10 protein-coding genes are annotated in these 16,011 nt (G+C 61.6%); 4 read left to right on the forward strand and 6 right to left on the reverse strand.

The features are described 5' to 3' along the window. Positions 1-37: 37 nt before the first annotated feature. Positions 38-1,723 carry an alpha-amylase family protein gene (locus tag G4C92_RS03855; protein ID WP_274941281.1) on the reverse strand — a complete coding sequence of 562 codons (1,686 nt, stop codon included), beginning with the start codon at positions 1,721-1,723 and terminating at the stop codon, positions 38-40. Between the two features lie 312 nt (positions 1,724-2,035). Here G4C92_RS03855 and G4C92_RS03860 point away from each other — a divergent pair, with 312 nt between their 5' ends. From G4C92_RS03860 to G4C92_RS03870, 3 genes are read left to right on the forward strand one after another with little or no spacing between them, the layout of a single operon-like run. Next, on the forward strand, positions 2,036-3,028 hold the full coding sequence (locus G4C92_RS03860; RefSeq protein WP_274941282.1) for an aldo/keto reductase: 993 nt from the start codon (positions 2,036-2,038) through the stop codon (positions 3,026-3,028). A 56-nt stretch (positions 3,029-3,084) separates the two neighbouring features. Beyond that, a complete protein-coding gene (locus tag G4C92_RS03865) occupies positions 3,085-3,678 on the forward strand; it encodes an HD domain-containing protein (protein WP_274941283.1) in 594 nt (197 codons plus the stop codon). Continuing rightward, the gene (locus tag G4C92_RS03870; protein ID WP_274941284.1) at positions 3,675-4,478 is read left to right on the forward strand and encodes a 4'-phosphopantetheinyl transferase family protein; all 804 of its coding nucleotides are present in this window, start codon (positions 3,675-3,677) and stop codon (positions 4,476-4,478) included. Before G4C92_RS03865 ends, G4C92_RS03870 begins: the two co-directional genes overlap by 4 nt. Here G4C92_RS03870 and G4C92_RS03875 read toward each other — a convergent pair. Both G4C92_RS03875 and G4C92_RS03880 read right to left on the reverse strand, forming a co-directional pair. After that, positions 4,447-5,190, reverse strand: coding sequence for an SHOCT domain-containing protein (locus G4C92_RS03875; RefSeq protein WP_274941285.1), 744 nt, complete (start codon positions 5,188-5,190; stop codon positions 4,447-4,449). The genes G4C92_RS03870 and G4C92_RS03875 overlap by 32 nt on opposite strands. A 269-nt stretch (positions 5,191-5,459) precedes the next feature. After that, a complete protein-coding gene (locus G4C92_RS03880; protein ID WP_274941286.1) occupies positions 5,460-6,173 on the reverse strand; it encodes a hypothetical protein in 714 nt (237 codons plus the stop codon). A gap of 267 nt (positions 6,174-6,440) precedes the next feature. Between G4C92_RS03880 and G4C92_RS03885 the strand changes: the two genes are divergently transcribed. Continuing rightward, positions 6,441-7,028: a TetR/AcrR family transcriptional regulator gene (locus G4C92_RS03885; RefSeq protein WP_274941287.1), complete on the forward strand. Its 588-nt coding sequence runs from the start codon at positions 6,441-6,443 to the stop codon at positions 7,026-7,028. Positions 7,029-7,060: 32 nt separating this feature from the next. Here the strand turns inward: G4C92_RS03885 and G4C92_RS03890 are convergent, their stop codons facing one another. The 3 genes from G4C92_RS03890 to rpoC form a co-directional block, all read right to left on the reverse strand. Beyond that, complete coding sequence (locus G4C92_RS03890) at positions 7,061-9,982, reverse strand: hypothetical protein (RefSeq protein ID WP_274941288.1); 2,922 nt, start codon at positions 9,980-9,982, stop codon at positions 7,061-7,063. A gap of 15 nt (positions 9,983-9,997) precedes the next feature. Then, a complete protein-coding gene (locus G4C92_RS03895) occupies positions 9,998-12,088 on the reverse strand; it encodes a serine/threonine-protein kinase (protein WP_274941289.1) in 2,091 nt (696 codons plus the stop codon). A gap of 160 nt (positions 12,089-12,248) precedes the next feature. Beyond that, positions 12,249-15,986, reverse strand: coding sequence for a DNA-directed RNA polymerase subunit beta' (gene rpoC / locus G4C92_RS03900; RefSeq protein ID WP_274941290.1), 3,738 nt, complete (start codon positions 15,984-15,986; stop codon positions 12,249-12,251). Positions 15,987-16,011: the final 25 nt, after the last annotated feature.

Genomic DNA, 16,011 nt, shown 5'->3' on the forward strand with positions numbered 1-16,011 from the left:
CTTCTCTCCTTGTCTTCCGTGCCGTCCGGACTTCCGCTCAGGCGTATGAACCCGGCAGCATGCGAAGGATCAGCGGATCTTCCCCGAGGAAAGTCGCGCCGCCTTCATCATACCAGTTATACCGTATCGTTTCTCCGCTGTCATCCCACACTTCGGGGCATGTATTCGTCATCCAGTCGCAGGGTACGGCCGGCCGCTCCGCGTGAGAGATGTCCATCGCGAGAATCCGGCCAAGTTCCTGCTCCTCTTCTTCCGTCAGCAGGCCGGGGCGAATGGAGAGGAAAAGGGCGCTGCCGGTCCGCGCGATGAGCTCGGCCCACTGCCTCACCTTTCCGAAATCGGCCCGGTCCGTCAGTCCGGCGCAGTCCGCATCCACGGCATAAAACGTACGGTGCTGTCCAAGCCGGAAGGCGAGAGAATTGACGCCCATATTCCTCGTTCTCTCCCATTCCCGGCCGCTCACATCGTCCCCCACGCGGTTGATGTCGAAGAGGCCCGCCCCCAGATGGCCGATCGCGTTGCATCCGATGAGGGACATGCACCGGCCGGCCGCCGCGTCCCGGATCGTCCGGTACAGCGTCCGGACGACCTCCGCGCCGGTAAGACTCCGGTCATGGAAATGCCAGCTTCCTTCCGTCACCGACGGGCGCATCTCAAAGCCCCAGCGTCCGAAGACGTCAAAGGTGACAAAGTCATATTTGATCAGCTCGTAGCCCCAGTCCCCGATCCGGCGGACGATGGACGCGATCTCCCGGCGCACCTCCGGGACGGACGGATCGAGCGCGCCCGTATGCGGCAGCCTCCACTCTTCCGGATAGGGCGTTCTCAGATCATAGAGCGGCCGGATCCAGAGCCCCGGCCGGGTCCCCAGCGCCTTCATTTTCGCGGCCAGCGCGGCCATATCGGGGAAACGCCCGTTTCCACGGTCCCAGGGCCCGCCGTTGTAGCCGTCTGTCTCATGGGCCGCCTGCCAGCCGTCGTCGATCACCATGTAAGGAACCGTCCGGCAGTCCTTCGCGATACGCGCGGTCCATTCGGCGTCACGGAGAACCGACTCTTCCGTGATGTCCCCGTAGGCATAGTACCAGTTGTTGCTTCCGATCACGGGGCCCGCCGGCAGAAGCGGGTCATCGCACATCGCCCGGCAGAAGGCCGAGGAGGCTTCCATCGCCGTCATCCCTTCCATCCGGCGCATGACCACCTCCGCCATCGGCAGCGTCCGTCCGCCGAGCCGGACGCCCTCCGTGCCGCTGCGCACATCAAGATACAGCGTCAGTCCCCGCGGATCCAGCTCCCAGAAGCAGAAAGCCGAGGGCCTCACCCGCACGCCGGCGCCGAAGTAGCGGGAGGATCCGGCCGTCTCTTCCTCCGCCAGCAGATACCAGGGCATCGGCCGGTTCGCCGACACGCTCCGCCACTCGAGATTTCCGTATCCCCGCTCCCACGCGTCGCCCAGCACCCGCCTGACGGCGCTCAGATCCGTTTCAAAGCGGAGGATCACCCATCGGACCGGCTCATGGTCCGACTCCAGCCGGATCAGCGTACCGTTCTCCGTCGTTTCCTCCGTCACACGGATGCCCGGGTTCCGGAAACAGTCCGCTCCCGGCTCTCCGCTCAGCCTCTCCCTGTCCGTGATCACCGTCATCCGACTCACCGGCGGTACCTCCATGCGCAGGCCGCTTTCTTTCCCGCTGTACCTTACTTCGTCCTCCTCCTGTCTCATCCTGTTCCCTCCCGAACCGCATCTGTCTGATGATGCAGGCTCCGGCTCCTTCATCAGAGATTCGTGCCTGCTGCATCGTGCTCACTCCTGTTCCGTCGTGCTCTCCGAAGATTTCTTTCCTTTTTCATCTTACACGCCGCGCAGCGGCGGCAAAGGCGATGATGTTGGAAAAATCAGTCACGGTGTTAGATCGTCTGTCCAAAGCCGTCCGGCCGATGCTATAATCGCAGTATCTGACTGACAAACCGCAAAACAGTCCGTGAAGGCGGCATCTTTCGTCCGCCCGTTTCACGGACGGAAACGGAGGCATACATGTATCAGGCTGCGGATTCACGGTACCAGACCATGCAGTACAGACGCGCGGGCCGGAGCGGGCTGCTCCTCCCCGCGATTTCTCTCGGCTTCTGGCACAATTTCGGAAGCACCGGCGTCTACGACAACATGCGGCAGATCTGCCGGACTGCATTTGACAACGGCATCACGCACTTCGATCTGGCGAACAATTACGGGCCGGAATACGGAAGCGCCGAACGGAACTGCGGGCGGATTCTCCGTGACGACCTGATGCCCTACCGCGACGAGCTGATCATCAGCACCAAGGCCGGCTATGACATGTGGGAGGGGCCCTACGGGAACTGGGGCAGCCGGAAGTATCTGCTGGCCAGTCTTGACCAGAGTCTCCGGCGCCTCGGACTTGATTACGTGGATATCTTCTACCATCACCGGATGGATCCGGACACGCCGCTTGAGGAAACCATGGGCGCGCTGGAGCAGGCCGTCACCAGCGGCAAGGCGCTTTACGCAGGTCTTTCAAACTATGACGGGCCGACGCTGGAAAAGGCGGAGGCGATTCTGCGCGAGCGGCATGTGCCTTTTGTCATCAACCAGAACCGCTACTCCATCTTCGACCGGGGTCCGGAGCGGAACGGTCTGCTCGAAACGGCCGCGAGACTCGGAAAAGGCGTCATCACCTTCAGTCCCCTCGCTCAGGGTCTGCTCACGGACCGGTATCTTCACGGGATCCCGTCCGACAGCCGGATCCGCCGCGACGGCCGCTTCCTGAAGGAGTCCGCTCTGACGCCGGACCGGCTGAACCGGATCCGGGAGCTCAATGATCTCGCCGCCTCCCGCGGCCAGACGCTGGCGGAGATGGCGCTCGCCTGGCTGCTGGCAAAGGACACGGTCACCAGCGTTCTCGTCGGCGCGTCCCGCCCGTCGCAGCTGCTGGACGACATCCGCTGCCTGCAGAATACCTCCTTCACGGAAGATGAGCTGGACGCCATTGACCGGATCGCTCTGGGCTGACGCCGCGTATGACTGAAATCATCAGAATCTGATCCGCTGATACAGAAAGGACGAATATGGACAAAAAAAGACTGGACCGACAGCTGAAGTTCATACTGGAAATCGATAAGGAAAAGCAGGTCTTCCGCCAGACCCATCTGAGCGGTCACGGACGGAGGGAAAATGACGCGGAGCACGCCTGGCATATGGCGGTCGCGGCCTGGCTGCTCAGGGAATATTCCAACGAACCGGTTGACATCGGCCATGTTGTGCTGATGTGCCTGATCCACGATCTGGTCGAAATCGACGCGGGCGATACGTACGCCTACGACGAGGAAGGCAAGAAAACGCAGAAGGCCCGGGAGGAGGCGGCGGAAGAACGTCTCTTCTCGATGCTTCCGGAGGATCAGAGCCGGGAGCTGAAGGCTCTTTTCGATGAATTCGAGGCGTGGGAAACGCCGGAGGCGAAATTCGCCCACGCGATGGACAATCTTCAGCCTCTTCTGCTCAACCACAGCAACGACGGCGGCGACTGGCGCGAGCACGGCGTGAACCGGACCCAAATCCTCGGACGGCAGTCAAAGACCGCGCTCGGCTCCGAAGACCTGTACCGTGTCACGGAGGAAATCATCCGGACGCATGTCGAAAAGGGAGACATCATCGACTCATGATCGCCGTCTATCTCACGGATATACACGAGATGCCGGATCCGCTTGATGCGCCGGCGCTCATACGGCCTCTGACGGAGGAGCGGAGGGACCGGATCCTGCGGTGCCGCCGGGCGGAAACCCGTCGGCTCGGGTGCGCGGCGGGCCTTCTGCTGGCCGCCGTTCTGCCGGCGTACGGTCTGAATCCCGCCTCTCTTCTGAAGGGACCGCAGGGCCGTCCGCTCTCTCCGGGGACTACCGATTTCAACCTGAGTCATTCCGGCGAGGGAACCGTACTGGCCGTCTCGGACCATCCCGTCGGATGTGATCTGGAGCGTCTCCGGATCCCGCCGGCTTCCTTTGCGCGCCGTTTCTTCTCCGACGAAGAGCAGCGCTGGATCTGCGGTCAGTCCGGGATGCGGCAGGCCGAAGCGTTTTTCCGGATCTGGACCGCCAGAGAAAGCTACCTCAAGCTGACCGGCGAAGGACTGACCGTCCCGCTGCACGCGTTTTCAGCAGTGCCGGGGGCAGCCGGCTTCCGTATCGTACGGGAGAACAAAACGGAGGACTGCCTGATCTGGCAGTCCTCCGTGCTCATTCCCGATTCCGGTCCGTCTTCCTCAGACGGACCTGCGTCCGTTTCCTCCATCCGCCCGGTCGGAGGAATGTCTTCCTCCCGTTACATCCTGTCCGTGGCCGGACCCGCAGCCTCTGCGGCGCCCCGAATCCGGCGCATCGGGTTCCGTAATCTGCTCGAACTGATCCGGAAACCGGAGATACAGGAGTCCGTCCTCACCCGAGACGAGAGTACAGTCTGGCTTTGATCTGTTCAAATTCCTCCGGCGTCATAATCCCGAGATCCTTCAGATCACGGAGCTTATGCGCGGCGCTGATGGCCTGCTCCCGGCTCAGCGTCTTCGAAGACAGCGTTCCGGTCTCTCCTTCCGCCTCTTCCGGTTCGCCGTCTTCCGTATCGCCGCTTCCCTCCGGCCCGTCCGCCGTCTCAAGCGGCTTCTCTTCCGGCGGAATTACCGGCGCCGCATCATACACGGACCTGCGTTCCCGCGATTCCTCCGTTTCACGCTGATCGCGGCTGATGTAGGGGATTTCGCCGTTTTCCTCCTCCGTTTCCCCTTCCCCGCTCTCGGGGCGCTCGCCGCTGTATCCTTTTCTTTCCTTCCATGAGCCGCGGCGCTTCTCGGCCTTGGCCAGCGCGGCCCGCTCGATCCGGCGTGACCGTCTGGAATCGGTTATGCTCACGACGATATACCGGAGCAGGCGGAAAACAGCCAGAATCACCAGAGCGCCCACGCAGATCCAGAACATCTCGAACTGTCCGCGGAAATAGGAAACCACGCCCCAGACGACAGCCGCCAGCACGAAGAGATCCCGCAGAACTGTCACCACCCGGTTCGTGAACAGCATGACAATCAGAAAGACAGCCGCGGCAAGAAAGGCGTACAGCCGGTACTGGCCGGTAAACAGCGTCATCAGGTACTGAGGCACCTGATAGACGGCATTGAGCAATGCGGACATATTGATCTTCCTCCTTCAGTATCGAAAAACGGCAGGCCGGAAAACCCGCCTGTCTGAGATATATATACTAGCACAAATCAGGCGAAAAATCCATAGCGATGCGCCGGGTCCGTCCGCGGCGGGTACGGGGAGGCGGCGAACGGAGGCTGCTTCCTCCCGGAAGTCAGCCTCCGTTCGTCATGGCAAAGAAGGAGGATTGTTGTATCTGGCGGATTCGTCCGGGCCTGCCGGTCCCCGCTCCGCACGCTGACCCATCACCCGGATCCGCTTCATTTTCCGGCATAGTTCTCCAGCGTCAGCGCTTTGAGCCCGCCGTCATCGTAGACAGTCAGCTTCATCTTATATTGAAAGTCCGGGAACCAGCTGTACACCGTATAACCCAGATCCTCCGCCACATAGGGTTCTTCCTCCGGCTGACCGCAGACGGACAGAATTTCATCCGCCGTCGAGCCCCACGTAATGCCGCCCGGAAGCATCAGATCCGGTCGGACATCCGCCGAAGACGCATCGATCGTCAGCGACCAGATGTCCGTTTCCTCGATCTGTCTGATGCCTTCCCCGGTATTCATAAAGCCCGCCATGCACCGGATCCTGTCATACTTCGGATTCTTCAGCTCGATCGTCCCGACGACCTTATCGCCCGGATTCAGGACATAGCCCTTATCGTATCCGTAATCCGCCAGATCAAAGGACCAGTCCCCGCTGATCGAGGAATACGGAAAAGGAAGCTTCAGAAGCCTGCCATCCAGGACGAGCACCATATCCTTCCAGCTTTTCCCATTCAGCATCGCTTCTGCGTTTTCCCCGGCCGCCGGCTCCGCCGACGAACTCCCGGAGACCGCCTGGGCAGCGGATGCTGCCATCTCTTTCTCTGAGCCCGGTTTCGCACCCCCGGATGATGAAGCCTGCACCCGGATGCCGCCAAGCAGCAGCGCAAAGGCAGTCAGCCACACTCCCGTCTTCCCTGCGAATCTCCTGATCATCGTTCCATACCTCCTCGTCCCTCCGCTCCTTTCCGGCCGGCATTTCTCTGATCCGGGCGGAACGGAGCGGAATCGGATCGTCTCCGCTTCTGCGGCAGGCGGATTCCGCGTCCGCATCCGGCTTCAGCCGCTGGAATCATAGTAGCATGATCAGAACCTGGCATAAAGAACATATGGTAACAATTTATTTACGCATCGTCAATTTTATTGTAATAAATATAAACTTTTTGAAGAGTTGTGGTATCTTTATCGGAGGAGGTGATGTTTGTGCCCAAAGACACTCGAGAAAATATCATAAACGCTCTGGTCGAGCTGGCGATGGAAAATCCGACCCGGCCTGACTTTTCCATGAGCGAAATCGCAACGAAAGCCGGTATCACCAGACAGGCGATCTACCAGAAGCATTTCCGGAACTGCGGCGAGATCATCAGCGACCTGCGCGAGCGTTCCAATTCAGCGATCTACCATACGTTTCTGCAGTACGATCCGTCCGCCGGCCTCAATCCGTTCCACTACTTCGCCGATCAGATTCTTCCTCTGTTCTATTCGAACCGGAAGCTGATCCGCTGCTTCTATACAACGGCCATCGATCCCGCGTGGCGCGGATATATCATCGGGCTGTATGTCAAGTGGGGAGAGGACAATTACAGAACGCGTTCCGAAGAGCTTCAGCTTCCGGATCGGACTCTGACCCGTCTTCTCGTGGAATCCACGATGGCGATCGTGGAAGTATGGATCTGTCAGGAGAATCCGTCTCCTCCCGAGGAATTCCGTCCGATCTTCCTGAGGCTTGTGAAAACGCCCCTCTACGACATCCTCCTCCCCGGGACTGCCTGCCCGTCCGATCACGTCTGACCTTCCTCTCCGCCTCTCTCAGACGCAGCATTTCACGCTCTCTTTTCCGCCTTACGCCGAAGCACGGCCGCACCCGCCGCCAGCGCCACCCCGCCCATCAGAATCAGCCGCCATCCGTACCGCCCGAACAGACTCTCGAACGTATGGCGCACCACGCGGACCGTGCAGCTCACCTCGCCGCTCCGGTTCCCCGCCGCGTCTGCCGCCGAAGCCGTCAAACGGTGCGTTCCGTACGTGTTCACCGTCACTTTCCGTGCCTCCCCCTCCCGGCGGATCTCTGTCTCCGGGAGGCTCCTGCCGTCGATCCGGACGGATTCGATCCGATCCTCCCGGTCGTCGGTGACAAGAAGAATATCCACCGATCCGATATAGGTGCGGCTCTCTCCGGGCAATACAACCGCCAGGACCGGCGGCGTCCGGTCCAGCCGGAAGCGCACCGGCTTCATCCGGCTCACATGGCCGGAGCTGTCCCTCGTGACCAGCCCCAGTTCATAGGATCCGTCCGCCGACGGAAGATGGTCGAACCGCACCGTCTGTCCCCTGCGCGTCACCTTTGTCTCTCTTCCGTTGACGGACGCGGACAGGACGGAGACGTCATCGAGATCATGCAGATGCACCTCCGGCACGACGGGCCGGTTCCGCACCGCGCCGTTCAGCCGGAACGGTCTCACTTCAAAGACGGTGCCCGTCCGGTTTACGGAAAATGAAACGCTCGTCACCGTCCGGTTTCCCGCGGGATCCGCGGCCTGACAGGTCAGACGGTAAAACGCGTCCCGTTTCGGGACAGACAGCCGGAACCGGCGGCGTCCGGTCTGTCTCGCTTCCTCGTCTGCGGCCGTATTCCCTTCTTCCTCCCCGGAGACAGCCGTATTGCCGGAGACGGAGAGTTCTTCGGCTTTTCCTTCCTCTCTTCCCTTCACCTCCTTCTCATCCCGTTCGCCCTCCTGCAGGCGGAAGGAAACGGTGCATCCGTCAGCCCACTCATCGCGCAGAATCACGCTGATCTTCGGCGTTTCCGCGTTTGCCGACCCGTCCCTCACGCCCTGAACCGACATAACCGGCTTTTTCGTATCGATCACAAACCGGTCCGCGGCGGCGCCGCTGATCTCCTGGGGCGGATAGGGATTTCCCAGGGCGTCCGTCACGCTGACGCTCAGAGAGCACTTCCCGTCCTCCGCGAAACGCACCCGCTTGATCCTGTACGCTCCGTCTTCCTCCCACTGACTGTCGACCTCGCCTCCGCCGGCCGAAATATGGATCCGGTCCGGATGGAACGTCTCCTTCCGCACCCGGATCAGTGCCGTCCTCGGCCTGCAAAAGTAGCGGTCATTTCTCACGTCATTGTTGTCGTAGCGGACCGAGACGGAAGGGATGTCAGGATTCTGCTCTCCCTCAGGCTCCGCATCCGGGGCACCGGAAAGGGAATGTTTCGTCCTTTCTCCGGTGGAAGCCGATACTCCGCTCTCCTTCCGTTCCTTCCCTCCGCTGTCGGCTCCGACGGCGCGCCCGGCGTCCGGTTCCGCCTGCGCGCCGTCGGACCGGCTGCGGCCCGCCGCGGAAAACCGCGGCCGGATCAGCGGCGTCCGGGGAAACACGGTCCGGTTCCCGGCAAGATCCTCCATCACCAGATCCTGAATGAAGAAGGAAGCGTTCCGGTCCGGTTCGAAGAGGAGAGACGCACCGTACCGGTACCCGTCCGGCCGGCTCTGTCCCTCGCCGGTTTCCGTCAGCGTTCTGCTCCCGTCCGGGCTGAACAGCGTGCCCCGGATGCGGACCGGCAGCGTCTCCCCCTCGTCAGCCGTCACGGACGCTTCCATCTGGCTTTCCGCCGGATACTGCGCCGTGCCGCGGGAATAGCCCTTCTCATTCATCGAAAAAAGCTCTTTCCGGCCGTCCGTGACCGTGATCCGTCCCGCGGGCGCCTCCGTGTCCCGGACCATCAGCCGGCTCGTCCCGTTTTCATACAGATAGGGTCCGGGCTCGAAGACAAGGGGATTGCCGGCCATATCCGAACCGGACAGGGTGTACTGATAGACGCCGTCCGCGTCCACGGTATCCGTCAGCACGCCGCCTTCCCCGAACTGGTCCGGTCCCAGCGTATTGACCGCAGCGCGGGAGAAGTCACGCTGATCCGCGGAAGCGAAATCTCTCCGGAGCGTGATCCTTCCCACCGCCGGATTTTCCTCCTCTACCTCCGCCCGAATCGTGAAGTCGGCGTTGAAATAGCACCGGCCGTCCGCCGCATCCGGCTCCGGCTTCGCCGCCTTTGTCAGAACGCTCACCCTGACGCGGGGCGCTTTCGTGTCAAGGACAAACGGGATCTCCGCCCGGGCGAGCTCCTCTTCTCCGGCTGCCAGCGAAGCGGAAACCGTATGCGGCCCGTCAGGGAGCCTGACGGCAAGCTCCGCCGGATCCACTGTGACCGTGCCTTCCGCCCAGCCGGTCTCCGGCTCCTCCCTTGCCTCCGGGAACGCCTCCGCGCCGCTGCACGGCTCTGTTTCCGCCGCGTCTTCCTCAGGACGGAGAACCGGGATATGCGCCGTCCGCAGCGGCACTTCGTCCCCGTCAATCCGAAGCGTAAGATATGCGTCCTCACCGGCCGCAAAGTCACAGCGGATACCGCAGTTGTCCGCCCTCACGTACCGCGTTCCGGTCCGCCCGTCCGGCGTGCCGTCCATCTCCAGCAGCACCTGACCCCGCGGATCAGAGGCGCTTCCTCCCTCCGCGGAGGCATGACAGTCCGCACCGCCCGCGCAGAAAATTCCCGCCGCGATCAGGACGGCCGGCACGGCCCGCAGCCCGTTCCTCCGTGTCCGTCTCAGCCTTCTTCCAAGCATGCGGATGCCGCGCCGAACCGTCCGGTGCACACCCATCCGCGCCAGCATCACGGCAGAAACGCCGCAGCACAACGCGCCCAGCAGATACAGCAGAAACATCAGGATTTCCAGATTCATCGTCCTCTCCTTTCATCAGCTGTCACCGCCGGCCGCCCTTCTGTCTGCATGTTTCGCTTCCGCCCCGCCGCCCGGCGCAGCCAGATCCGGCCCCGTCCCGGCCGCTTCCGACTGCGCTGTCACCGCCGCAGAATCCGTTTCGGCCGCTTCCGGCAGGACTCCCTCTGAGCCATTCTCTTTCCCGCTCTTCACTCCGGTCTTCGTTTCAGCGCCGGACTCCGCGCCGGCCGCTCCACCCGAAAGCCGCTTCCTCAGAATCTCATATTCCGGGCACTCCTCCGCCTTCTTCATCCGCTGCCCCGCCCGGAAATATCCTTCCGCTTCTTCTTTTTTCCCGCAGTCGAGAAGCCACAGACTGAAACGGAAATATGTACGCGCCTCCGGATAGCGCCGGACCAGCCCCCGGTACAGCGTGACGGTTCTTTCCGAATCATTCGTGAGCTGTGAGGCGGCCGCTTCGCGGAACGCGTACTCCTTCCGTTCCTCCTTCGTATCCGCTTCCTCCGCCAGCGTGGCGTAGATCGCCGCGGCACGTTCCGGGTGAAAGCAGGAATACGGTCCCTCCTCGATGCAATAGATGGCGGCCAGATTGCTGAGCACGTCTCTGAGCATCACCGCCGCCTCGGGACTGTGCTCATCCGTATACTCGTTTTCCGCTTTTTCCAGCACCTCCGCCGCCCTCCCGCAGCCGCTGATTCCCGCTTCCGCAAATCCCTGCTGATGTCCTCTGTATATGCCCGCGATCATGAGCCTCGCCTCCGTTCTTCTCTTCGTGTCCTCATAAGACGCACTGTCCGCCGCGAAGGCAGTCAGCATCTGATCCAGTTTTTTCCAGTCCGTTGTCCCGCCGCCTTCGAGCATCCGGCAGACCGCGCGGCAGTAGACCGTCTCCGGATAACGGGTTTCGTCCACACGTCCGAACCATCTCTCCGCGCCGCGGTAATCCCTTTCCATCGATTCTGTCCCCTCAAAGCAGAGCCGGCCGATCCGGTAGGCCACCTCATCGTCCGGCTTACCGCCCGAAGCTATACGGGCCGCGACGTTGAGTATGCCTTCCCTCGTTCTTCCCTGGCGGTTCATCGCCTCCAGATACTGAAGATACGCCTCGCTTCGGGACGGAAGAAGCGTCATCGCCTCCTCATAGCATCGGGCTGCGCGCCGCGCGCTGCTGTTCTCCAGCCCGGCGGCTTCGCTCAGAAGTCCCGCGTACTGCGCCCCCATCTCCGTCAGCAGCGTCTCACGGCAGGCTGAGCCGGCGAGAAGCAGCAGGGTCCCGGCCAGCGCCATGCCGACCGCGCCGAGCGCCCGCTTCCTTCGAACGGCCAGTCCGGCCCGTTCGCTCTCCCGGCATCCGTTCAGTGCATCGCGGAAATCCTCCGCCGTCTGATACCGGAGAGACGGCCGCTCACGCGTGGCGGTCCGCAGCACCCGGATCAGCGGCTCGGAGACAGGCGGTTCAAGGAACGCAAGCTTCTTCCATGTGATGTCCGCCGGCTCCTCCGTTCCGGTAAGCAGCGCGATCATCGTCATGCCGAGCGAATAGATATCAGAGCGCGGGTCCACGCGTCCGTGGATCCCCGTCTGCTCCGGCGCCGCGAAAACGGGCGTACCGGACTGCTCGGCATCCAGCACAGCCTGACCGCCGGCCGAACCAAGATCGATCAGCATCACCTCTCCGTCCGGGCGGAGCAGGATGTTGGACGGCTTCATGTCCCGGTAGATCAGCGGCGGCTTCCGGGACGCGAGATAAATCAGAACGCCGCAGAGCTGAATCCCCCACCGGATCACCGCCGCTTCCGGCTGACCGCCGCACCGCCGGATCTTCTCCGCAAGCGTTCCGCCCTCTCCCAGATCCATGACGATCCAGACGGCTCCGGCTTCACGAACCGCGTCGACAATCCTGGGCAGCCGCGGGTGGCTCAGCGTTTTCAGCGTTTCGATCTCATCCTCAGCCTGACGCCGGCTGCGCGGAACCGCCTTCACCGCCCATTCCTTGTTCAGAATCATGTCGTAAGCGAGATAGACGGTTCCGCTTCCTCCGCTTCCCAGTATCCCGCGGAGCCGGTACCGTCCCGCAATCTCCCGGCCGATCACCGGCATGTTCATCACCGCCCTTCCACGAGGCACCCGTCCATCCGGACTGTGATTTGACTATAGGCGATTCTATTGTGAACTTCAACAAAAATATCCACAGTTTCCGTATGGAAACTGTGGATATTTACTAATTCACAATCAATTCTATGTCACTTCCGGCCTGAAACCAACCTCATTCCTCAACCGGAGCGGACGTATCCAGAGACTCATTCTCCTCGGCGTCATCGATGACCGCATCGGAGGCGTCTCCCGCCGTCTCTCCGGCCTGCGGGCCGTCATCCACGATCATCGCTTCCTTTGCCTTCTTCTCCTCCTCGATCCGGGCATCGGTATCAAGGCGGATGTTCCTGTACCGGCGGAGTCCCGTGCCGGCTGGAATCAGCTGGCCGATGATCACGTTCTCCTTCAGGCCGATCAGCGGATCGACCTTGCCTTTGATCGCCGCGTCCGTCAGCACCTTCGTCGTCTCCTGGAAGGCCGCCGCCGACAGGAAGGAATTGGTCGCCAGAGCGGACTTCGTGATGCCGAGCACCACTCTGGAGAGCTCTGCGGGCTCCTTCCCCTCCTCGATCAGCTTCTCGTTGAGATCATCCGCTTCCAGATAATCCACCAGCGAACCGGACAGATAGCCGGTGTCGCCCGGCTTCTCGATCCGGACCTTCTTCAGCATCTGGCGGACAATGACCTCGATATGCTTGTCGTTGATCTCAACGCCCTGCTGACGGTACACCTTCTGCACCTCGCGGAGCATATAGTCCTGAACGGCGCGTTCCCCGCGGATCTTCATGATGTCGTGCGGGTTGATGGAGCCTTCCGTGATCGCGTCGCCGGCCTCGAGCACTGCGTTGTCCTGAATCAGCAGGCGGGAGCCGTAGGGAATCAGATACGTCTTCTGGCGCTCCTTGCTGCCCTCCGGCGCGTTTTCGTTGGTGACGACCACTTCCGTCTTCTTCTTCGTCTCGATCAGCTGGGCGCGGCCCGGGATCTCGGAGATGATCGCGAGACCCTTCGGCTTACGCGCCTCGAAAAGCTCTTCGACTCGCGGAAGGCCCTGTGTGATATCGCCGCCGGCGACACCGCCGGTATGGAAGGTTCTCATCGTAAGCTGCGTCCCCGGCTCGCCGATGGACTGCGCTGCGATGACGCCGACCGCCTCGCCGACCTGAACCGCCTCGCCGGTCGCCATATTCGCGCCGTAGCATTTCACACAGATACCCAGCTTGGAGCGGCAGGTCAGGATCGTACGGATCTTGACGCGGGTAATCGGCCCGCCGTCCTCCCCGACGCCTTCCTTCATCACACGCTCCGCGCGCTTCGGCGTGATCATATGGTTCGCCTTGACGATGACCTCGCCGTTTTTGTCATAGATCGTCTGAGCGGCGAAGCGTCCCGTGATCCGCTCCTGCAGCGACTCAATCATCGACTTCTTGTCGCCGTGGCCTTCGGAGAACTCGCTGACCCACATGCCAGGAATCTCCTTGCGGTTGGCGGCGCAGTCCGTCTCCCGGATGATCAGCTCCTGCGAGACGTCGACCAGACGGCGGGTCAGATAACCGGAGTCCGCGGTGCGAAGCGCGGTATCCGACAGACCCTTGCGGGCGCCGTGGGCGGACATGAAATACTCCAGCACGTCCAGACCCTCACGGAAGTTGGACGTGATCGGCAGCTCGATGGTATGACCCGTCGTATCCGCCATCAGTCCGCGCATGCCGGCCAGCTGCTTGATCTGCTTGTCGGAGCCGCGGGCGCCGGAATTCGCCATCATGTAGATATTGTTATACTTGTCGAGGCCGTCCAGCAGCTTCTTGGTCAGGATCCGGTCGGTTTCCTTCCAGGTTTCCACGACCTCCTTGTAGCGCTCCTCCTCTGTCGCGAAGCCGCGGCGGTAGTTACGCTCGATGCGGTCCACCGTCGCCTGAGCCTCGGCGATCAGCTGAGGCTTTTCCGGCGGCACCGTCATATCCGAGATGGAGACGGTCATGCCGGCGATCGTGGAATACTTGTACCCCATCGCCTTGACGTTGTCGAGCACCTCGGCCATCGCCGTCGCGCCGTGAAGATTGATGACCTTCCAGAGAATGGCCTTCAGCATCTTCTTGTCGGTGAGGAAGTCGATCTCGGGCTTGAGGAAATTCTCCTCGACCGAGCGGTCGACAAAACCGAGGTCCTGCGGAATGATCTCATTGAAAAGCAGCCGGCCCAGCGTGCAGTCGACATTGCCGGTGACCACCGTGCCGTCCGGCTTTGTCTTCGACATCCGGACACGGACCTTTGTCTGCAGCGTGATATATTTGTTCTCGTAGGCCAGAATCGCCTCGTTGAGGCTCGAGAAATGCATTCCCTCGCCCTTCGCGCCCGGTCTTTCCTGCGTCAGGTAGTAGACGCCGAGGACCATATCCTGAGACGGAACCGCCACCGGGCCGCCGTCCGAGGGCTTCAGCAGGTTGTTCGGGGAGAGCAGCATGAAGCGGCACTCCGCCTGCGCCTCCACGGTCAGCGGAAGATGGACGGCCATCTGGTCGCCGTCGAAGTCGGCGTTGAAGGCGGTGCAGACCAGCGGATGCAGCTTGATCGCCTTGCCTTCGACGAGAATCGGCTCGAATGCCTGAATCCCGAGACGATGCAGCGTCGGCGCCCGGTTCAGCATCACCGGATGCTCCGTGATCACGTCCTCGAGCACGTCCCAGACGCCCGGCTCCAGACGCTCGACCATCTTCTTCGCGCTCTTGATGTTGTGAGCGGTCCCCTTCTGGACCAGCTCCTTCATCACGAAGGGCTTGAACAGCTCGATCGCCATCTCCTTCGGAAGACCGCACTGATAAATCTTCAGCTCCGGACCGACGACGATGACGGAACGGCCGGAATAGTCGACACGCTTGCCGAGCAGGTTCTGGCGGAAGCGTCCGGACTTGCCCTTCAGCAGCTCGGACAGCGACTTCAGCGGGCGGTTGCCCGGTCCTGTGACCGGACGGCCGCGGCGGCCGTTGTCGATCAGCGCGTCCACCGCCTCCTGCAGCATCCGCTTCTCGTTGCGGACGATGATCTCGGGAGCGCCCAGCTCAAGGAGACGCTTCAGACGGTTGTTCCGGTTGATGATTCTGCGGTACAGGTCATTGAGGTCGGATGTCGCGAACCGGCCGCCGTCCAGCTGCACCATCGGGCGCAGATCCGGCGGGATAACCGGGATCACGTTCATCACCATCCACTCCGGACGGTTTCCCGACTCGCGGAAGGCTTCCACGACTTCAAGACGCTTGAGAATCCGGGCGCGCTTCTGGCCCGTGGATTCACGGAGCTCCTTCTTGAGTGCCTCGGATTCCTTCTCCAGATCGATTTCCTTCAGAAGCTCCTGGATCGCCTCCGCGCCCATCTCGGCGCGGAAGTTGTATCCGTAGTCCTCTCTCGCCTTTTGGTACTCCGACTCGGAAAGCACCTGCTTCTTCTCAAGGTTGGGCGCCGCGTCGGCGGGATCGAGCACAATGTAGCTGGCGAAATACAGCACCTTCTCGAGCGTCCTCGGGGAAATATCCAGAATCAGCCCCATCCGGGACGGAATCCCCTTGAAATACCAGATATGGGAAACCGGAGCAGCGAGCTCGATATGGCCCATCCGCTCTCTCCGGACGGAGGATTTGGTGACCTCGACGCCGCAGCGGTCGCAGACCACACCCTTGTAGCGGATCTTCTTGTACTTCCCGCAGTGGCACTCCCAGTCCTTCGAGGGTCCGAAGATACGCTCGCAGAACAGGCCGTCCTTTTCCGGCTTCAGGGTCCGGTAATTGATCGTCTCCGGCTTCTTGACCTCACCGTGGGACCATTCGCGGATTTTCTCAGGAGAGGCAAGACCGATCTGAATCGCGTCGAACGTAGTCGGCTTGTATTCCTCCTGCTGTTTCACAATTTCTGCCATATGTACCTCCAAAATGAACGATCAG

The sequence above is a fragment of the Chordicoccus furentiruminis genome (assembly GCF_019355395.1).
GTDB lineage: Bacteria > Bacillota > Clostridia > Lachnospirales > Lachnospiraceae > Chordicoccus > Chordicoccus furentiruminis.